The organism is Saccharopolyspora sp. NPDC002578, assembly GCF_053592695.1.
Genome location: NZ_JBSFWJ010000029.1, coordinates 1 through 18,987, shown reverse-complemented (window position 1 = coordinate 18,987; position 18,987 = coordinate 1). Strand labels below are relative to the sequence as shown.

General features: G+C 71.4%; 18 protein-coding genes. 7 read left to right on the top strand and 11 right to left on the bottom strand.

Going from position 1 to position 18,987, the window contains the following annotated elements; translation table 11 throughout:
- Positions 1 to 72: 72 nt before the first annotated feature.
- The 4 genes from ACWD38_RS15735 (at position 73) to ACWD38_RS15720 (ending at position 3,626) form a co-directional block, all read left to right on the top strand.
- Positions 73 to 1,446: an MFS transporter gene (locus ACWD38_RS15735; RefSeq protein ID WP_450124326.1), complete on the top strand. Its 1,374-nt coding sequence runs from the start codon at positions 73 to 75 to the stop codon at positions 1,444 to 1,446.
- 47 nt (positions 1,447 to 1,493) lie between these two features.
- Positions 1,494 to 2,627, top strand: coding sequence for an L-talarate/galactarate dehydratase (locus tag ACWD38_RS15730; RefSeq protein WP_450124325.1), 1,134 nt, complete (start codon positions 1,494 to 1,496; stop codon positions 2,625 to 2,627).
- A gap of 272 nt (positions 2,628 to 2,899) precedes the next feature.
- The gene (locus ACWD38_RS15725; protein ID WP_450124324.1) at positions 2,900 to 3,163 is read left to right on the top strand and encodes a PLDc N-terminal domain-containing protein; all 264 of its coding nucleotides are present in this window, start codon (positions 2,900 to 2,902) and stop codon (positions 3,161 to 3,163) included.
- A 151-nt stretch (positions 3,164 to 3,314) separates the two neighbouring features.
- A complete protein-coding gene (locus ACWD38_RS15720; protein ID WP_184482766.1) occupies positions 3,315 to 3,626 on the top strand; it encodes a hypothetical protein in 312 nt (103 codons plus the stop codon).
- Here the strand turns inward: ACWD38_RS15720 and ACWD38_RS15715 are convergent.
- The 4 genes from ACWD38_RS15715 to ACWD38_RS15700 are packed head-to-tail and all read right to left on the bottom strand — an operon-like array spanning position 3,616 to position 7,592.
- A complete protein-coding gene (locus ACWD38_RS15715; RefSeq protein ID WP_450124323.1) occupies positions 3,616 to 4,287 on the bottom strand; it encodes an N-acetylmannosamine-6-phosphate 2-epimerase in 672 nt (223 codons plus the stop codon). The genes ACWD38_RS15720 and ACWD38_RS15715 overlap by 11 nt on opposite strands.
- Positions 4,284 to 5,183 (bottom strand): ROK family protein, encoded by a 900-nt coding sequence (locus ACWD38_RS15710; protein WP_184482760.1) that lies wholly within the window; start codon positions 5,181 to 5,183, stop codon positions 4,284 to 4,286. Before ACWD38_RS15710 ends, ACWD38_RS15715 begins: the two co-directional genes overlap by 4 nt.
- Positions 5,180 to 6,103: a dihydrodipicolinate synthase family protein gene (locus ACWD38_RS15705; RefSeq protein ID WP_184482756.1), complete on the bottom strand. Its 924-nt coding sequence runs from the start codon at positions 6,101 to 6,103 to the stop codon at positions 5,180 to 5,182. Before ACWD38_RS15705 ends, ACWD38_RS15710 begins: the two co-directional genes overlap by 4 nt.
- 28 nt (positions 6,104 to 6,131) lie before the next feature.
- Positions 6,132 to 7,592, bottom strand: a complete 1,461-nt coding sequence (locus ACWD38_RS15700; protein ID WP_450124322.1) for a sialate:H+ symport family MFS transporter — start codon at positions 7,590 to 7,592, stop codon at positions 6,132 to 6,134.
- Positions 7,593 to 7,734: 142 nt separating this feature from the next.
- On the opposite strand from ACWD38_RS15700, the gene ACWD38_RS15695 reads away from it, so the two are divergent.
- Entirely contained in the window at positions 7,735 to 8,445 is a 711-nt protein-coding gene (locus tag ACWD38_RS15695; protein ID WP_184482749.1) for a FadR/GntR family transcriptional regulator, read from the top strand.
- A gap of 169 nt (positions 8,446 to 8,614) precedes the next feature.
- On the opposite strand, the gene ACWD38_RS15690 is transcribed toward ACWD38_RS15695, so the two are convergent.
- Positions 8,615 to 9,193, bottom strand: coding sequence for a DUF4232 domain-containing protein (locus ACWD38_RS15690; RefSeq protein ID WP_184482746.1), 579 nt, complete (start codon positions 9,191 to 9,193; stop codon positions 8,615 to 8,617).
- Positions 9,194 to 9,468: 275 nt separating this feature from the next.
- On the opposite strand from ACWD38_RS15690, the gene ACWD38_RS15685 reads away from it, so the two are divergent.
- Positions 9,469 to 11,373, top strand: coding sequence for an N-acetylmuramoyl-L-alanine amidase (locus tag ACWD38_RS15685; RefSeq protein WP_450124321.1), 1,905 nt, complete (start codon positions 9,469 to 9,471; stop codon positions 11,371 to 11,373).
- A 13-nt stretch (positions 11,374 to 11,386) separates the two neighbouring features.
- Here the strand turns inward: ACWD38_RS15685 and ACWD38_RS15680 are convergent, their stop codons facing one another.
- The 4 genes from ACWD38_RS15680 to ACWD38_RS15665 all read right to left on the bottom strand — a co-directional run bounded on the left by ACWD38_RS15680 (position 11,387) and on the right by ACWD38_RS15665 (position 15,009).
- Complete coding sequence (locus ACWD38_RS15680; protein WP_184482739.1) at positions 11,387 to 11,644, bottom strand: DUF3040 domain-containing protein; 258 nt, start codon at positions 11,642 to 11,644, stop codon at positions 11,387 to 11,389.
- Between the two features lie 140 nt (positions 11,645 to 11,784).
- Complete coding sequence (locus ACWD38_RS15675) at positions 11,785 to 12,855, bottom strand: hypothetical protein (protein ID WP_450124320.1); 1,071 nt, start codon at positions 12,853 to 12,855, stop codon at positions 11,785 to 11,787.
- A 103-nt stretch (positions 12,856 to 12,958) separates the two neighbouring features.
- Positions 12,959 to 13,270, bottom strand: coding sequence for a hypothetical protein (locus tag ACWD38_RS15670; RefSeq protein WP_450124319.1), 312 nt, complete (start codon positions 13,268 to 13,270; stop codon positions 12,959 to 12,961).
- Positions 13,271 to 13,806: 536 nt separating this feature from the next.
- Complete coding sequence (locus ACWD38_RS15665) at positions 13,807 to 15,009, bottom strand: cytochrome P450 family protein (protein WP_450124318.1); 1,203 nt, start codon at positions 15,007 to 15,009, stop codon at positions 13,807 to 13,809.
- A gap of 144 nt (positions 15,010 to 15,153) precedes the next feature.
- On the opposite strand from ACWD38_RS15665, the gene pabB reads away from it, so the two are divergent.
- The gene (pabB, locus tag ACWD38_RS15660) at positions 15,154 to 17,157 is read left to right on the top strand and encodes an aminodeoxychorismate synthase component I (protein ID WP_450124317.1); all 2,004 of its coding nucleotides are present in this window, start codon (positions 15,154 to 15,156) and stop codon (positions 17,155 to 17,157) included.
- Positions 17,158 to 17,429: 272 nt separating this feature from the next.
- Here the strand turns inward: pabB and ACWD38_RS15655 are convergent, their stop codons facing one another.
- Complete coding sequence (locus ACWD38_RS15655) at positions 17,430 to 17,897, bottom strand: nuclear transport factor 2 family protein (RefSeq protein ID WP_450124316.1); 468 nt, start codon at positions 17,895 to 17,897, stop codon at positions 17,430 to 17,432.
- Positions 17,898 to 17,951: 54 nt separating this feature from the next.
- Positions 17,952 to 18,698 (bottom strand): thioesterase II family protein, encoded by a 747-nt coding sequence (locus ACWD38_RS15650; RefSeq protein ID WP_450124315.1) that lies wholly within the window; start codon positions 18,696 to 18,698, stop codon positions 17,952 to 17,954.
- Between the last annotated feature and the right edge of the window lie 289 nt (positions 18,699 to 18,987).

Sequence of the window (18,987 nt, the reverse complement as noted above, 5' to 3'; positions counted from 1 at the left end):
CACGCCGCGATCGGGAGCCCCGGTGGTGCTGCTCAGGGGCTGTCGGTTCGCTTTCCCCGCGGAAGGACGACGATGTCTGGCATTGAGTCGGAAGTGGCCGGGAGCACGGCAAGACGACCCGCCGTCCGCATCCCCACCCGGTTCCTCGTGCTGGCGCTGATCTTCGTGATCACCGTGGTGAACTACGCCGACCGCAGCAGCCTGTCCATCACCGGCAGCAGCCTGCAGGCGGACCTCGGGTTCAGCACCGTGCAGCTGGGCTACATCTTCTCGGCGTTCAGCTGGGCCTACGTGATCGCGCAACTGCCTGGCGGGATGCTGCTGGACCTGTTCGGCGCCCGCCGGGTCTACGCGTTCAGCCTCGTGCTGTGGACGCTGGTGACCCTGGCCGTGAGCTTCGTCGGGTTGATCACGACTCCGGTGCTGGTCGCGGTGACCGTGATCTTCGTGCTGCGGTTGCTGCTGGGGGCGTTCGAATCGCCCGCGTTCCCGGCGAACGCGCGGGTCGCGACGGCCTGGTTCCCCACCGCGGAACGCGGCCGGGCCACGGCGATCTTCAACTCCGCGCAGTACTTCGCGACCGCGCTGTTCGCGCCGATCATGGGCTGGATCACCCACGAGTTCGGCTGGCGCTGGGTGTTCGTGATGCTGGGCGTGCTCGGGTTCGCGCTCGCCGCACTGTGGCTGCGGTGGATGGACTCGCCGCGCAACCATCCTCGGGTCTCGCCGGAGGAGTTCGAGAAGATCCGCTCGGGCGGCGGCATCGTCGACCTGGACGCCCCGAAGGGCGGGGGCGCGGCGCCCGTCCAGGAACGCGCCCCGCTGAACGCGGCCACGTTCCGGCAGATCTTCGCGGCCCGCGCGCTGTGGGGCGTGTACCTCTCGCAGTACGCGGTGAACGCGCTGACCTACTTCTTCATCACCTGGTTCCCGGTGTACCTGGTGCAGGGCCGCGGCCTGTCGCTGCTCGAAGTGGGGTTCGTGGCGGCGCTGCCCGCGGTGTGCGGGTTCGGCGGCGGACTGCTCGGCGGCTTCCTCTCCGACGGGATGCTGCGGCGCGGGTATTCGCTGACGGCGGCCCGGAAGGTGCCGTCGGTGGTGGGCATGCTGCTGGCCACCAGCATCGGGCTGTGCAACCTCACCGACAGCAGCGTGTTGATCGTCGCCCTGATGACGCTGGCGTTCTTCGGCAAGGGCATCGGAGCGCTCGGCTGGGCGATCACCACGGACATCGCGCCGCCGCAGGCGTCGAGCTTCGTGGCCGCCACGATGAACGCGTTCGGCAACGCCGCGGGCATCGTGACCCCCATCGTCATCGGCTACACCGTGCAGGCCACCGGGTCCTTCACCGTCGCGCTGTGGTTCGTCGCCGCGCACGGACTGCTCGCGCTGGTCGGTTTCGCCGTGATGGGCCCGATCAAGCGGATCACCTTCGACGCGGCCTGACCTCCCGAAGCCCGAAGCCGTCCATCCCAGTTGAACGGAGCGTTCCGATGACCTCGTCCGCCACCCTCGACCAGATCACCCGGGTGAAGATCTCCTCGGTGACGCTGCCGCTGGCGACGCCGATCAGCGACGCGAAGGTCCTCACCGGCAGGCAGCGGCCGATGACCGAGGTCGCCATGCTGTTCGCGGAGATCAGCACGGCCTCCGGCCAAGAGGGCGTGGGCTTCAGCTACTCCAAGCGCGCCGGTGGACCGGGGCAGTTCGCGCACGCCCGCGAGATCGCGCCGGTGCTGATCGGCGAAGACCCCAGCGACATCGGCAAGATCTGGGACAAGCTCGTGTGGGCGGGCGCGTCGGTCGGCCGCAGCGGGCTGTCCATCCAGGCCATCGCCGCGTTCGACGTGGCGCTGTGGGACCTGAAGGCCAAGCGAGCCGGCCTGCCGCTGGCGAAGCTGCTCGGTGCCCACCGCGACTCGGTGCGCTGCTACAACACCTCCGGCGGCTTCCTGCACTCGCCCATCGAGGAGGTCGTGGACCGCGCCGCGGAATCCGTCGCGAACGGCATCGGCGGCATCAAGCTCAAGGTGGGGCACCCCGACCACGGCACCGACCTCGCCCGCGTGAGCGCCGTGCGGGAGAAGGTCGGCGACGGGGTGGCCCTGATGGTCGACGCGAACCAGCAGTGGGACCGGCCCGCCGCGCGCCGCATGTGCCGGGCGCTGGAACCGCTGGACCTGGTGTGGATCGAGGAACCCCTCGACGCCTACGACGCGGAGGGCCACGCGCTGCTCGCGTCCACCTTCGACACGTCCATCGCCACCGGTGAAATGCTCGCCAGCGTCGCCGAGCACGCCGAGCTCATCCGCGCCGGCGGCGCCGACGTCGTGCAGCCCGACGCGCCCAGGATCGGCGGCATCACCCAGTTCCTCAAGGTCATGGCCCTGGCGGAGCAGCGCAAGCTGCAACTCGCACCGCACTTCGCGATGGAGATCCACGTCCACCTCGCCGCCGCGTACCCGCACGAACCGTGGGTGGAGCACTTCGAATGGCTCGACCCGCTGTTCAACGAACACCTGGAGATCGCCGACGGCCGGATGCACCTCTCCGCACGCCCCGGCCTCGGCATCACCCTCAGCGACCAGACCCGAGCCTGGACGGTCGCAGAACACGAAGTGAGTTGATCCGGGTTCGCCGCTCAGCGGCTTCGATGCTGACCGGACATCGATCGAAGGTTTCCGGTCGTGCTGGGCGGGTTGGTCATCCGGTCCTTCCGAAACGGCCCGATCCGCTCGGATTCCTCGCTGTGGTGCGGGACTCCGAGCGGGGTGGGGGTCAGCCTTTCGGTCAAGGGGGGTCGGGCCGATCAGCCGAAGTGGGGGAGGGCGTCGGCTGTGAGAGTGGTTCTCGTCGGTGGCGGACGCCCCGGCAGAACCACTCGGAACGGAGCCCCCCGATGATGTCCCTGATCGCTCAGCAGCAGGCCGAGCTCATCTCCGAAGACAGCGTGCTCGCCGCACTGGCGATCAACTTCCCGCTGGTCATCCTCGCCGCGTACGCGCTGCTGTTCATCGGAGCGCTGATCAGCATCCTCGGTTCCGCGCTGAGCGGCGGCATGAAGCTGGTGTGGGTCATCGTGGCCTTCATGGCGCCGTTCCTGGGGAGCCTGCTGTGGTTCGTGATCGGCCGCGCCGACGCCCGCAGGCGAGTCGTCCTCTGATGATCGCCACCCGGCTCGGCCATCAGGCCGGTGGATCAAGACTTTCGGCCGGGCGATCAAGTCGATCGGCGGACGTGGCCGATGCGCCCCGCTTGCGAAGGTGGTCCCGCCGGTGACCAGCCGGTGAGGAGCACTGCGAACGGAGCGTCCCATGCACACCTTCACCCACTTCTTCGAAGCGGCCGGTCTCGGCGTCCTCGGACAGCTCGTGGTCGGCATGGCGGTGCTGCTGGCGCTGAGCACGCTGGCCGGGGTCGTCGTCGAACCCGGCCTCGGCGGTCGCCGCAAGCTGCTGTGGGGATCGCTGGCGTTCGTGCCGTTCTTGGGCGGTGCGCTGTGGTTCTTCGTCGGCCGGTCGCGGGCCGAACCGGAGTCCGCCGACTCCGAGAACGCGAATCCCGAGATCGCCGACCCCGAGCCCGCCGCCGAATCGCGGCGAGCCCCGGCGACGATCAGCCGTTGACGGCGTCGGCGAACCAGCTCGTGATCGTCGTCGGGTGCGTGATGGCGGTGCCCACGACCACCGCGTGCGCGCCCCGGCCCATCGCCTCCGCCGCCTGCCGCGGGGTGTGGATGCGACCCTCGGCGATCACCGGCACCGAGACGGCGGCGACCAGGCCCTCGACCAGGTCCAAGTCCGGACCGGTGGGCTTCGGGCCCGCCCCGGTGTAGCCGGACAGCGTGGTGCCGACGGCGTCCACGCCCAGCTCCGCCGCCCGCACTCCTTCGTCCCATGTGGACACATCGGCCATCGCGAGCCTGCCCGCGTCGTGGATCGCCGCGATGGTGTCCTCGATCGGCCTCCCGTCGGGGCGTGGCCGGTCGGTGGCGTCGAACGCCACGACGTCCGCGCCGGTCCCGGCGACGGCGACGGCGTGGTCCGCGGTCGGCGTGATGTAGACGCCCTCCGCACCGTCCTTCCACAAGCCGATGATCGGCACGTCGACCGACTCGCGGATCAGCCGCAGGTCGTCGAGGCCCTGGGCGCGGATGCCCGCCGCGCCGCCGTGCAGCGCGGCCAGCGCCATCCGCCGCATCGAGTCCGGGTCGCGCAGCGGCTCTCCGGGATACGCCTGGCACGAGACGACGAGCCGTCCGCGCAACCTGTCGAGCACTTCGTTCATCCGAGTTCGTCCCAAGCCATCCGGGCGGCGCCGAGCACCGCGGCATCACTTCCGAGCCCGCCGGTCACGACCGGCACGTCGCGCACCGCGGGCAGCACCTCGGCGGCGACGGCGGCGCGCAGCGCGCTCCACCACACCGGCCCGCAGGAGCTGACGCCGCCGCCGACCAGCACCAGCTCCGGGTCCACGGCGTTGACCAGCCCGCCGAGCAGCTGCCCGGTGGCCGCGGCGCCGAGGGCGAGCACGTCGGCGGCCACCGCGTCACCGGACTCGGCGAGCGCGGCGACCTCCGGCAGCGCCGTCGCGGAACCGCCCCGCTCCAGGTACTCCGCGAGCAGCGCCGGACCGCTGCCGACGCCCTCCGCGTGCCCGGAACCGCCGCACGGGCACGGCTTTCCGGCCGCCGCCGGGATCGGCAGGTGCCCGATGTGGCCTGCCACGGCGTGCGCGCCGTGGTGCGGGCGGCCGTCGATGATGAGCGAACCGCCGATGCCGGTGCCGACCGTGACGAACAGGACGTGGCGCTTCCCGGCCGCCGCACCCGTCCACAGCTCGCCGAGCGCGTGGGCGTGCACGTCGTTGTCGACGGTGACCGGGACGCCGAGCCGCGCGGCGAGCTCGCCGCGCAGGTCGGTGCCCGCCCACCCCGCGAGGGAATCGGTGGCCGAGCGCACCCGGCCCGACGCGCGGTCGATCACCCCGGCGCTGCCCACCCCGGCCGCGGCGAACGACCCGCCGAGCTCGCCGACGGCGGCGGCCACCGCGTCGAGCACCGCGCCCGCGCCCTCGGTGGCCGGAGTCGGCACCGAGGAGCGCGCCGTGATCCGCCCGTCGCCGGTCACCAAGGCCGCGGCGATGCCGGTGCCGCCGATGTCGACGCCCACGACCTCGGTCACAGCAATCCCGCCGCGACCAGCCGCTCCTTGACGCCGTCCACCTCGTCGGCGGTGAGCGGCAGCTGCGGCGGCGCCGTGACGGGGCAGTCGATGACGCCGCGCAGGTGCAGGGCGGCCTTGAACGCGCCCAGCGCCGAGGAGCTCGCACCGATCCGGTTCGGGTCGCCGACGGCGGTGAGGGCGAACAGTTCGATCAGCCGCTCCTGCTCCGCCTTCGCCCGATCCCACTCGCCGTCCGCGCACAGCCGGTTCAGCCGCACGTAGGCGTCGGGGTCGACGTTGCCCAGGCCCGGCACGGAACCGTCGGCGCCCATCCGCATGTTCGTGTCCACGGTCAGCTCGGAACCGGTGAGCACGCTGAACGACTCCAGACCCCGTGCCTTCCGGCCGACGAGCAGCCCGCGCAGCCCGGCGTCGTCGCCGCTGGAGTCCTTGACCCCGGCGAGCACGCCCTCGGCGGCGAGCCGCAGCAGCAGCTCGGAGCTCAGCTTGGAGTGCACCGAAACCGGGATGTCGTAGGCGTAGAGCGGGAGTTCGGTGCTCTCGGCGAGCAACCGGAAGTGGTGCTCGATCTCCGCCGGGTGGGTGCGCGCGTAGAACGGCGCGGTCGCCACCACGCCGGAGCACCCGGTCCGCTCCGCGGCGCGCACGTGCTCGCGCACCCGCGGCGTCGTGGTGTCGATGGCGCCCGCGAGCACCGGGACCTGGCCGGCCACCGCGTCGACGACGGTGCGCAGCACCTGCTCGCGCTGCGCGTCGGTCAGGAACGCCATCTCACCGGTCGAGCCGAGCGCGAACACCCCGTCGACGCCCGCCGCCAGCAGGTGCTCCACGAGCCGCGCCAGCGAACGGGTGTCCACCTCCAGTTCCGGGGTCAGCGGCGTGCAGATCGGGGGGATGACTCCGTTGCGGAGTTCCATGTCTCTCCTTGCGATGTCGGGAGCGGGATCAGGAGGCGGCGCGGAGTTCGGCACCGTCGACGGCGTCGGTCGTCCACACCGCGTCGGGCCGCAGCCATCGCTGCATCCGGGACGGCGCGTCCACGGCGATGAGGACGAGCACGACGAACGTCAGGCCGAACGACAACGTGGCCAACGCGGTGCCGAGGCTCAGGCTGCCGGCCAGTGCGGCACCGAGCGCGGGGGCGACGGCGCCGCCGAGCGAACCGACGTTGTAGCTGAACCCGAGCGCCGCGGCGCGGTGGCGCACGTCGAAGTAGCCACCGATCCACTTCGGCAGCAGGCCCGCGATGCCCTGGCCGAAGATCTGCTGCACGAACAGCAGCGCGCCCAGCGCGAGCAGGCTGCTGCCGCCGATGGCGAAGACGGGGAAGATGACGACCTGCGAGACGAGCAGGCTGATCCAGTAGGCGCGCCGGGTGCCGAGCCAGTCGCCGGTGAACCCGGCGACGCAGCAGCCCACGGCCGCGCCGAGACCCGCGAAGAACAGCACGTTGCCGGTTTCGGTGGCGGTGTAGCCGAGGTCGGTCTTGAGGTACGTCGGCAGCAGCGACTGGATCGGCCACGAGTACAGGAACGCCGTGAACACGATGACGAGCACGGTGAGGCCGGTGGGCCAGCGCGCTCCGGTGAACTGCACCATGTACGACACGAACACGGCGGCGGTGAGCACGCCCAGCACCGCGATCAGCCAGACCGATCCGGCGGCCTGCGTGAAGATCGCGATCAGCGCGCCCAGCGCGACCAGCCCGGACACCACGTTGAGCGGTGCGCGGCGCCCGGTGAACAGGATGCCGATCACCGACGGGGAGGCGGTGCCGGTCTCCTGCTGCTCGGACCAGTCCCGCGACTCGGGCAGGCTCCGGCGCAGCCAGACGGCGAGCAGGATCGGCAGCAGCCCGATGTAGAACAGCGCGCGCCAGCCGAAGGCGGGCACGATCAGGCTGTAGGCCTGCGCCGCGACGACAGTGCCGATGGAGTAGCCGGAGATGAGGAATCCGCTGGCCTTGTTGCGCATCGTCGTCGGCCAGGACTCGATGACGTAGGTGGAGCTGGCGCCGTACTCGCCGGCCATGCCCAGCCCGACGATGAGCCGCGCCGCGAACAGCACTCCGAAGGTCGGCGCGAGGCCGCAGATCAGCGTGCCGACGGAGAACAGCACGATGCTGGCGATCATCGCGGACTTCCGCCCGTAGCGGTCCGCCAGCGCCCCGAGGGTGAGGCCGCCGATCCACCGGGAGATGAACGCCGCCGAGATCAGCGTGGCCGCCTGCACCGTGGTGAGCCCGAACTCCGCCTTGATCTCGGTGAGCACCAGCGTGATCAGCACGAAGTCGAAGCCGTCGAGCAGGTAGCCGATCCAGGCGGCGGCGAACGCCTTCCACTGCGTTCGATCCAGCTGCCGGTACCAGGGCACGTTCCCGGTGCCGGTCGGGGCGGCACGTCGCATGGGTCACCTCAGTTCCTGAGCATGTCGCACCTCGGTGTGCGGACATTGGACATCAGACGTTGGACGTCTGTGTCGCCGGAACTGTAGAGTGCCCCTCGCGGCCTGTAAACCCCCGAGATCGACAGTGCGAGGCGGAATCCCGATGACAGACGTGGCGATCGGCACGACTCGCCGCCCGGTGCTGGACCCGCTGCCCGAGCGGGTCCTGGAGCTGATCCACGACCGCGGACTGCGGCCCGGTGATCCGATGCCGACGGAGCTGGAACTGATCGAACTGCTCGGCGTGTCCCGCAACAGCGTGCGCGAAGCCGTCCGCTCGCTGCGCGCGCTCGGCATCGTCGACGTCCGCCACGGCCACGGCACCGTCGTCGGCGACGCGTCGCTGCGGGTGCTGTCACCGTCGCTGACCTTCCGCGCGGTCGCGGGCGGTGCCGACGACCTCGCCGGGCTGCGCAACCTCATCGAGGTGCGGGAACTCATCGAGGTCGGCGTCGTCGGCCGCCTCGCCGGTGAGCTCGACGAGTCCACATTGGACTCACTGGACGCGTTGTGCGCCGCGATGGGCGAGACCGAGCTGGACCCGGAGACCGACCGGGAGTTCCACCGCGTGCTCTACGCGCGAGTCGACAACCCGCTGATCGGCCAGCTCGTCGACGTCTTCTGGGACTCCTACCGCACCGCGCACGCCGTGCTCAGCGCGCCCGGCGACACCGAGAAGGCCGAAACCGTGCGCCTGCACACCGCGATCGTCGACGCCCTGCGCGCGGGCGACTCCGCCGCCGCCCGGGATGCGATGACCGCGCACTTCGCCGAGATCAACCACCGCCTCGGCTCCGCCGAAGCCGCGCGCTGACCAGGCACGTCCGAAGCCCCCGACGCGACGCCCGATGTCGGGCGAGGCGAACGGGGGCTTCGCGGGACGAATTCCGGCGCGGCCGTTTTTCAGGCAGCACGGGTCCCGCCGCGAATTGCGGTGGTGCTGCGGGAATCGTCGAAGAACGCCGGTGGAGAACCGGGATGGATCAGAAGGTGACGCCCTGCGCGGACGGCTGGAGGGTGCCGATCTGCATCGACTCGATCGGGAATTCGAGGTATTCCTGGTCGCCGCTGTCGATGTTCACGTTGACCTCACCGGAGGTGTCCTGGAATCCGGCCTTGAACCCGGTGGCGGTGGGGATCTCGTTCTTGTCGCCGAGCTCCATGTGCACGCCCGCGAACGCGGTGCGGCCCGGCTCCAGCGAGATCTCGGTTGGCCCGCCGGGGATCTCGACGTTCTCGGAAGCCACGTCGATGGGCTCACCGGCCATGTTCTCCGGGGTCAGCGAGGCCCAGCCGGAGACGGGGCAGGTCTCGTCCGAGTTGTTGGTGACCGCCATCAGGAACACGCCGGCGCGGTCCGGCTGCGGGATCAGGTCGACCTTGTAGTCCTCGGCGGAGCACGGGGAAGCGGAGATGTCCTCCGCGGAACCGCCCTGCTGGACCGCGGCGTTCGACACGCCCTCCGGGACCGAACCGGTGGCCTGGCCGCACCCGACCAGCAGCAGCGCGCCGCTGAACAGGGCTGCGGTGGCACCGAGCTTGCGGGTCTTGGTGAGCGACATGGTGGTGTTCCCCCTTCTCGTTCCTGCACGGGCATCCCGTGCTCTTTTCACCCCGTAAGACGCCTGCCCCGCAACGGGGTTGTTCGCGGGTTCGAAAAAATCCGAACGGGCACTTCTGCTGCCCTTTCGTTCCTGTTTCGTGCCCGCGAGTGGTGGTCTCGGCTCGGTAGGCTGATCGCATTCGCGAGCGAACCGCGCGGGCGCACGCCTCGGCGCCGGGCCGCACCGGGTCGCCGCTTCGCGGGCGCGAGCCCCCGGAAACCTGGTAGGTCCACATGAGACGAACGAACGACGCCAGGGCCGTGCGCTCGCGGCGCCCGTCCCGCGCGGCGACCGTGCTGGCCGTGTCCGCGGTGCTGACCGCGCCCGCGGCGACGACCGCGCTCGCCGCCGCGCCGGAAGGCCCGGACACCGCGCAGCAGCGGGCCTACGAGTCCGCCGCCACCGAGTTCGGCGTGCCGCAGTCGCTGCTGATGGCGGTCTCCTTCCAGCTCACCCGGTGGGAGGACCACCACGGCGAGCAGAGCAGGGCAGGCGGCTACGGCCCGATGCACCTCGTGGAGCTCAGCGAGCAGGAACTGCGCGACCGGAACCCGAAGCTCGGTGAGCTCGGAGCCGATCCGGCGCTGCACACCCTCACCGAAGCCGCGGAACTGGTGGACGCCGATCCGGCGCGGCTCAAGACGGACTCGGCCGCGAACATCCGGGGCGGGGCAGCGCTGCTGGCGGAACGCGCCACCGGGGCCGACGGCCGGCTTCCGGAGACCGTCGGCGACTGGTACCCGGCGGTCGCCGAGCTCAGCGGCGACCCGGACACGAGCGCGGCCCGCGCCTTCGCCGACGACGTGTACGACGTGCTCGGCCAGGGCCGCGCCCGCACCACCTCCACCGGCCAGCGCCTCGCGTTCGCGCAGGTCGCCGACGCGGAACCGGCCGCACCGCCCGCGCCCGGCGTCGACGAGTCCGAAGTGGACTGCCCGGTGGACGTGGACTGCCGGTACATCCCCGCGGCCTACGAGCCCACCGACCCGGAGGACCCCACCGCGGGCTACGGGAACTACGACACCGCGCAGCGGCCCGACGACGTCGGCATCGACTCGATCGTCATCCACGACACCGAGATCTCCTACGAGTCGACGATCACCGCGTTCCAGAACCCCGCGCACGGAGCCGCCGCGCACTACGTGATCCGCTCCTCCGACGGCGAGATCACGCAGATGGTGCCCGTCGAGGACATGGCGTGGCACGCGGGCAGCTGGGAGCGCAACATGCGCTCCATCGGCATCGAGCACGAGGGTTGGGCCGCCGAAGGCGGCACCTGGTACACGGAACCGATGTACCGCGCGTCCGCGAAGCTGGTGCGCCACCTCGCCGACGAGTACGACATCCCGCTCGACCGCGAGCACATCCTCGGCCACGACGAGGTGACCGCCGAAACGGCGGCGAAGGCCGGCAGCGAGCACTACGACCCCGGCCCCTTCTGGGACTGGACGCACTACATGGACCTGATCGGCGCCCCATCGGCGGCGAGCGGCGAGGACGCGGACGCGGTCACCATCGACCCCGACTTCGACTCGAACCGCCCCGAGGTCACCAGCTGCCCGCCCGACGAGGAGTGCCAGGTGCTGCCCGCGCAGCCCGCGAACTTCCTCCCGCTGCGCACCGAACCCCGCGCCGACGCCCCGCTGCTGAGCTCCGAGGTGCTGCACCCCGACGGCGGCCCCGGCACGACCCGGATCGACGACTGGGGAGACAAGGCCACGACCGGACGGCAGTACGCCGTCGCCGAGCGCTCCGGTGACTGGCTCGCCATCTGGTTCGACGGCCGGAAGGCGTGGCTGCACGACCCCGACGGGAAGAACACGACGCCCGCCTCGGACGTCGACCTCCGCACGCCCGTCCGCGACGGCATCCCGACCTACGGCAGGCCGCTGCCCGACGCCGCGGACTACCCCGGCGGCATCGACCCGCAAGTGCTCGAACCGCTGCCGTACACGATCCCGGCGGGCCAGGTGTACGTCACGGGAACGCCCACGGACGCCCTCGACTACTACGCGACCTACGACGAGCTCGACGACCCGGACAACCACACCGTGATCAGCGGCTCCGAGACCTTCGTCCCCGTCTCCTACCACCACCGCTGGGTCTACGCGAAGAAGTCGGACCTGGAACGAGCCTGAGGCCGCCGTCGCCTCAGGAGGACCAGAGGTGCCAGGTCCTCGTGGTGATCAGGGCGGCGGACAGGGCGGTGCACAGGGCGAAACCGGCGGCGTCGTTGATCAGCAGGCAGATCACGGCGAGCACTCCGGTGAGCACGCCCAGCACCAACCGTCCCCGGCCGGGGGTGGCGGTGGCCAGCTCGTCGTCGGAGAACGCGCGGGCGAATTCCGGGTCGTCGATGGTGAGCCGGTTCTCGATCTCCGCGAGCAGGCGTTGTTCGTAGCGGTGCACGGCGTCCCCTCCCGGCTCGTGCGCGGACGTGTCCGCTGAGCTTGGCGGGCGCGGGGCGCGGGGGTGAGAGGACAACGGCCCGCTTTCCCGGGCCGAAAGGCCCGGACGCCGGGCGGCCGAGGTGGCCGCCCGGCGTCGGGTCAGCCCTGGCGCACCGCCGCGAACGGTGCCACGTCGGGGTAGCCGCCGGTGCCGCCGACGGTCAGCAACCGCCCGTCGGCCAGTTCGGCGCCACCGGAGGGCACGCCGGCGGGCGGCCCGTCCTGCTGCTGCCAGCCGGTGCCGTCGAAGTGCAGCAGCCGCTCGCCCAGCGACCACAGCCCGCCCCCGGCGCGCACCAGGTCACCGCGGGCGCCCGCGTCCCGCGCGGCGTCGGCGAAGGACCACTCGTGGCCGTCCCAGTGCAGCAGCAGCGGTTCGTAGGTGGTGGTGCCGCCGGAGGCGTCGTGGACGTTGCCGGTCGCCCACACGTCGTCGGCGGCGAGGGACTGCACCGCGGTGAGCTGCACCGTGCGCAGCTCACCGAGCTCGACGTCCGGAACCGGGACCTCCGCCCACTCCTGGCCGTTCCAGTGCATCGCCAGGCCCTGCGCCTGGTAGCCGCCGTCGTTGCCCACGGCCCACACGTCGTCCGGTGCCGCGGCGGTGACGTCCGAGAACGTCCAGTTCACCGTGCGCTGCGGAACCGGGACGTCCCGCCACGCCGCGCCGTCCCAGTGCTGCGCCAGGCCGCGCCCGGTGCCCGCCCCGTCGTCGTAGGACGAGCCGACGGCCCACACGTCGTCGGTGGCGGACGCGTCGATGCCGCGCGCCCCGTCGCGGCCGCCGGTCGCGGTGAACGGGGCCTCCGCCCACCGCTCGCCGTCCCAGTGCAGGGCGGAGCCGATGCCGTACTTGGCGTCCGCGCCGATCGCCCACACGTCGTCGGCCGCCACCACGACGGCGTCGTCGAGGCGGCCGACGTCCGGCGTCGGCACCTCCGTCCAGCCGTGCGGATCCCGCAGGTAGGCGAGGCTGTGCTGCTGCGGCATCGACGTGCTCCACGAGCCGAACGCCCAGGTCGTGCCGTCCCCGCTCGCCGCTGACGTGAGCGTCGCGGAGGTGTCGCGCTCCGGCAGCGGCTCCAGCGTCCACGTCGCCGCCCCCGCCTGCGGCGCGGTGCCCACCAGCAGTGCCGCCGCGGCGACCCCGATCCATCCCGTGCGTCCCATACCGGCTCCCCAGTGATCGTCCTACCTGGGGGAACGCGGGAAGACCGCAGCAGGTTGCCTGCGGCAGGGGAGCGCCGGGGCGGAAGCCCGCCCCGGCGGGTCGTCACTTCACCTGGTTGCAGGGCAAGCCGACCGAGAAGTAGGTGCCGTCACCGCGCTTTTCGAAGCCCTGCGCGCAGACCTTTCCGGCCCCGTACTTGCCCGACACCGAGGTGCTGGGCGACCAGCCGTCCTTGCCGTTCACGAGCCAGCCCGGACCCCAGATGTCGATGTGCCCGAAGAAGCGCTCGTTCGCGTATCCGCGGACCGAGTACCGGGTCGAATCGCCGGTGATGCTGATGGTGACCTTTCCGTTGCGCCCGATGGAATCCCGATTCTGCGGTGAGTCCGCGGCGGCGCTTCCGGTGATTCCCATCGTGAACATGATTGCGACCAGTGCGGTCAGGGCATGGCGACGCATGGTGTTTCCCTTCGGGGCAGGTTGGAACCGTTTCCTTCTGGTCGATCGCGGGAGAGCGCGGAAGTCCGCCAGGTCGTAGGCGGTGGTTTTTCCCAGCGCACCGAGGTGGTGGCTCAGCGAGGTCCGGCAGGTTTTCCTGCGGTGGTGAACCGGATGACGCGTGCTGCCGATCGAGTCGATGAATCGAACTCGACGATTCCGCTCCGCTTCAGCGGTCGCCTCTCGGCTGTTCGGATTTCGCGGAGGCGATGTTCGCGGACGGCATCTCGTTGATCCCCCTGTGCTCGCGCTGTGATCGAGGGTTTCGGGTGAACGCTTTCGCGGCCCGCTCGACCGGCTCCCCAGCGGCTTTCGACCGGGTCGACGTTAGCAGCGATTCCCCGAATCAAGTGGGTGATATGTCCGGTTCGCCTGAATGGCTGCACAGCGCGGGGAGATGCCGAGCGGGCCGGGAAATGCCGGGAAGAACCGGAAATTCCCGCCGAGTCACCTCAGGTGAGGACCACCGGCAAGGTTCGGTAGCCGTTCATGACGAGGCTGGTGCCGCGGTGCAGGTCTTCGCCGGGGACGGCGAGGCGGGCCGACGGGAAGCGGCGGGTGAGTTCGGCGAACGCCACCTCGCCCTCCAGGCGGGCCAGCGGGGCGCCGAGGCAGTGGTGCAGGCCGTGGCCGAAGGCGATGTGGCCCGAGTGCGCGCGGTCCAGGTCCAGCTCGTCGGCGTGCTCGAACTGCGCGGAGTCCCGGTTCGCCGAGGTCAGGTTGATCATCACCAGCTCGCCCGCCGGGATGGTCACCTCGCCGACGGTCACGTCCTCGGTGGTGAAGCGGTGGGTGGCCATCCGCAGCGGGCCGTCGAACCGCAGCACCTCCTCGACCGCGCGGGGCAGCAGCTCCGGCCGTTCGCGCAGCGCCGCCCACTTCTGCGGGGACTCCAGCAGCCAGCGGACGCCGTTGCCGACCAGGTTCACCGTGGTCTCGTGGCCCGCGACGATCAGCAGGAACGCGGTGGCCAGCAACTCCTCCTCGGAGAGCCGGTCGCCGTCGTCGGAGGCGACCGTCAGCGCCGAGATCAGGTCCTCGCCGGGGTTCGCGCGCTTCGCCGCGAACAGGTCGACGAAGAACGTCGCCATCTCGCGGGAAGCGGTCAGGCCGTCGCCGTGGCGCGCGGGCTCCATCAGCGCGGACGTCCAGCCGCGGAACCGGGAGCGGTCGGCCTCCGGCACGCCCATCAGCTCGCAGATCACCGTGATCGGCAGTGGGAAGGCGAACCGCTCGATCAGGTCCAGCGGTTCACCCGTCGGCAGCTCGTCGAGCAGGCCGGACACCAACGACTCCACCCGGGGGCGCAGGTTCGCGATGCGGCGGGCGGTGAAGTCCCGCGCCAGCAGCTTGCGCAGCCGCGTGTGGTCCGGCGGGTCGGAGTTGAGCATGTGCTTGGAGAACAGACCGGAGAGCTCGCCCTCCGGCTGGTCCAGCTTGCTCAGGATGACCGCGTTGAGGCGGTCGGAATCCTTCGAGAAGCGCGGGTCGTTGAGCGCCGCGCGGGCGTCGGCGTAGCGGCTGATCACCCACAGCGGGGTGCCGGACTTCGGGGTGGCGAGGTGCACCGGGGCCTGCTCGCGCAGGCTCCGCTCGACCTCGGCGGCCCGGTCCCAGTAGTCCTCGTCGAACAGGGCGATTCCAGTTTCGGTCACAGCAGAAGTGTGCCGTTGATCTTCGTCGGGCACCAGGAGCCGGGCGGCACGCCGGGTGGCGCCGCGTGTGCGGGCGGGCACCGGAGATGTGGGGTTGGCCGCCGTCAGCGGCCGGCGGGGGTGGTGAGCGGGGAGTATGGCGCGGTGCGGACCCTGCTGATCGACAACCACGACTCGTACACGTACAACCTGTTCCACCAGCTCACCGAGGTGAGCGGGACGGTGCCGACGGTCGTGCGCAACGACGTGGACGCGGCGGACCTCGACCTGGACGGCTACGACGCCGTCGTGCTCTCACCGGGAGCGGGCGATCCGCGCAGGCCGCGGGACTTCGGCGTGTGCCGGGACGTGCTGCGGAAGGCGAGCGTGCCGGTGCTCGGGGTCTGCCTGGGGCACCAGGGGATCGCGGTCGCCGACGGCGGTGAAGTGGTGCGCGCCCCGCAGGCCAGGCACGGGCACCGCAGCACGGTGCGCCACACCGGGGACGCGCTGTTCGACGGCATGCCCGCCGAGTTCGACGCCGTGCGGTACCACTCGCTGTGCGTGGCCGAACCGCTGCCGCCGGAGCTGGAAGCCCTGGCGTGGGCGGAGGACGACGTGCTCATGGCGCTGCGGCACCGCACCCTGCCGCGCTGGGGCGTGCAGTTCCACCCGGAGTCGATCGAAACGGAGCTCGGCACCCTGCTGCTGCGGAACTTCCGCCGCCTCGCCTGCGAAGACCGGGCCGTCGAGGCGGCGCCGCACGGGGCCGCGCGGCGCGCCGCGCCGGAACCCCGCGCGGCGGCGGGCGAGGAGCCGATCCACTACACCGCGCACGTCGCGACGCTGCCCTGGGAGGTCGACGCGGAAGCGGCGTTCGCGCAGCTGCACGCGGCGTCGGCGGACGCGTTCTGGCTGGACAGCTCGCGGGTGCGGCCCGGCCTGTCCCGGTTCTCCTACCTCGGTGACGCCGCGGGCCCGCTCGCCGAGGTCGTGCGCCACCGCGTCGGCCCCGGCCAGGAGTCGATCTTCGACCGGTTGCGGCGGGAACTCGCCCGGCGGCACGTGCACGCGCCGGAGGTGCCGTTCGACTTCGTCGGCGGTTACGTCGGCTACTTCGGGTACGAGCTCAAGGCCGAATGCGGCTCCCCGAACCGGCACGTCGCCGACACCCCGGACGCGATCTGGGTGTTCGCCGACCGGTTCCTCGTGGTCGACCACGAACAGCGCACCACCTACCTGGTGGCGCTCAGCGGACCCGGGTCCGGCGTGGACGACGCGCGGCGCTGGCTCACCGGCACCGAGAGCGCGCTGGCGCGGCTGCGGCCGCTGCCCGCCCCGGACACCGGCGGCGGCGCGGACGTCGCGCCGCTGCTGGACCGCGACGCCTACCGCCGGGACGTGGCGCGCTGCCAGGAACACCTGCTGGCGGGGGAGAGCTACGAGATCTGCCTGACCACCTCGGCCGCGATCCCGCCGCGCGGCAGCGCGTTCGACGCCTACCGGCGGCTGCGGGCGCTGAACCCCGCGCCGTACTCGGCCTTCCTCTCGTTCGGCGCGGTCGAGGTCGCGTGCTCCTCGCCGGAGCGGTTCCTGAAGATCAGCGACGGGATCGCCGAGGCCAAGCCGATCAAGGGCACCGCGCCGCGCGGGGACACCCCCGAGCAGGACGAGCGCTCGCGCGCCGAACTGGCGGCCGACCCGAAGAGCCGCGCGGAGAACCTGATGATCGTCGACCTGCTGCGCAACGACCTCGGCCGGGTGTGCCGGCCCGGATCGGTCCAGGTGCCGGTGCTGCGCGACGTGGAGAGCTACCGGACCGTGCACCAGCTGGTCTCCACCGTGCGCGGCGAACTCGCCGACGGCCGCGACGCGCTGGACTGCGTGCGCGCGTGCTTCCCCGGCGGCTCCATGACGGGGGCGCCGAAGCTGCGCACCATGGAGCTGATCGACGAGCTCGAAGGCACCGCCCGCGGCGTCTACTCCGGCGCGCTCGGGTTCCTGAGCTGCAACGGGAACGCGGACCTCAACATCGTGATCCGCACCCTCGTGCGCTCCGGCGGTGACTGGCGGGTCGGCGCGGGCGGCGCGGTCGTGCTCGCCTCCGACCCGACGGCGGAATACGAGGAAATGCTCCTCAAAGCTTTGGCGTCAGCTCGGGCTTGTTGAGGGTTCGCCGGGGGCGGCTTGCCTGGTGGGTCGGGTGGCGGAAGCTCACTGCCTGTCCAGGTGAGTGGCGTTTGTTGGTCGTTGTCTTTGTCAGCGGCGGAGCCGCTGAGCAGTGACCACCAAAGCAAGCCGACCACCGGCGGGTTCTCAGCGGTTTCCTCGCGAGGACAGCTTTTTTCCTCGTGGCGGAGCCATTTGGAAAAAAGATCCCGCAGCGAGGAAACCGCTGAGGTTCCGCTGAGCGACCCACTGCTCAAGCCGAGATCAAAGTCTCAGCGTTCTTGTCTTGTCCAGATGAGGCGGAGGAAGAGGTTGGTGAGGCGCCAGCCGTCGGGGGTGCGGCGGGCGTCGGCGCGGTAGCGGCCGCCGATGCTGCGGTAGCGGTCCTCGTCGCCGGCCGGGAGGGCGCCGGTCTCGATCGAGTTCCAGCGCAGCGACGCGGTGCCGCCGTGGACGGTGATCAGGTGGCCGGTGCCGAGGCGCTGCGTGCGGTCGTAGCGTTCGGCGTCGCGGCTGAGGAACTCGGCGATCGCGACCCGGTCGCGGCACAGGCGGCCGGGGAACTCCAGGCGGGCGTCGGCGGTGAACACCGAGTCCGCCCAGCCGGGCGGGAATTCCTGCTCGTCGAGCAGGCTGAAGTAGCGGTCGGCCATGGCCACCAGTTCGACGTGGTCGGCCAGCGCCCGGAGGCGCTCGTCCAGCGCCGCGAGGTGTTCGCGGGTCGTTCGCCGCTCGTCCACGTCCCGAGGATGCGCCTTGCAGTGCGCTCGAACTCCAGGGCGTGGTGGCTCAGGTCACATGTGCTTGCGGATGACGCGCTGCACCGCTTCGGCTTCGGCGTTCAGGTAGAAGTGCGCGCCGGGGAACGTGTGCAGTTCGAACGATCCGCTGGTGCGCTCCTGCCAGGCGCTCGCCTCGTCCGCGGTGACCTTCGGGTCGTCCGCGCCGATCAGCGCCACCACGGGGCAGCTCACGTCTGAGCCGGGCCGGTAGGTGTAGGTCTCCGCGGCGCGGTAGTCGGCCCGCAGCGACGGCATGACCATCCGCAGCAGTTCCTCGTTAGCCAGCACCGCCGTCGTGCTCTCGTCGAGCGCGGTGAGCGCGGCGACGAAGTCCTGGTCGTCGAGGGCGTGCACGCCCTCGTTGCGGGTGCGGTGCGGGGCGGCGCGTCCGGAGGCGAACAGCGCCCGCACGGGCGTGCCGCCGGCTTCCAGCCGCCGGGCCACCTCGAACGCGACGGAGGCGCCCATGCTGTGCCCGAACAAGGTGAGCGGCCCCTCGGCGGCCCAGCCGCGGAGTCCGTCGAGCGCCCGCTCGGCGATCTCCTCGACGCTGGTCAGGCACGGCTCGGCGCGCCGGTCCTGCCTGCCCGGGTACTGCACGGCGAGCACTTCGACGTCGGGCGCGAGCGCCTTCGACATCGGGAAGTAGTAGGAGGCGGCACCACCGGCGTGCGGGAAGCACACCAGCCGCGGCCCCGGAGCGGCAGCCGGGTGAAACCGCCTGATCCAGGCCCCGGTGTCATCGGCGATCCCCGTCATGACCCCTCACTTCCACTGGACGACCCACCCGAAGCTAACAACCCCACTACCACCCCGACCCCGAAGAGAGCCCGATCTCACCAAACCCGAGCCCCGTGCCTTGGGCGGCGTAGCCGTGCCTGGGACGAGCGAAGCGAAGTCTGCCTTGCGGCCGAAGGCCGTGCCTGTATTCGCGCAGCGAATAGCCCACGTCGAAAAGCCGACCACCCGCGGGTTCTCAGTCGGTCTCTCGCGAGGACAGCTTTTTCCCTCGTGGCGGAGCCACTTGGGAAAAAGATCCCGCAGCGAG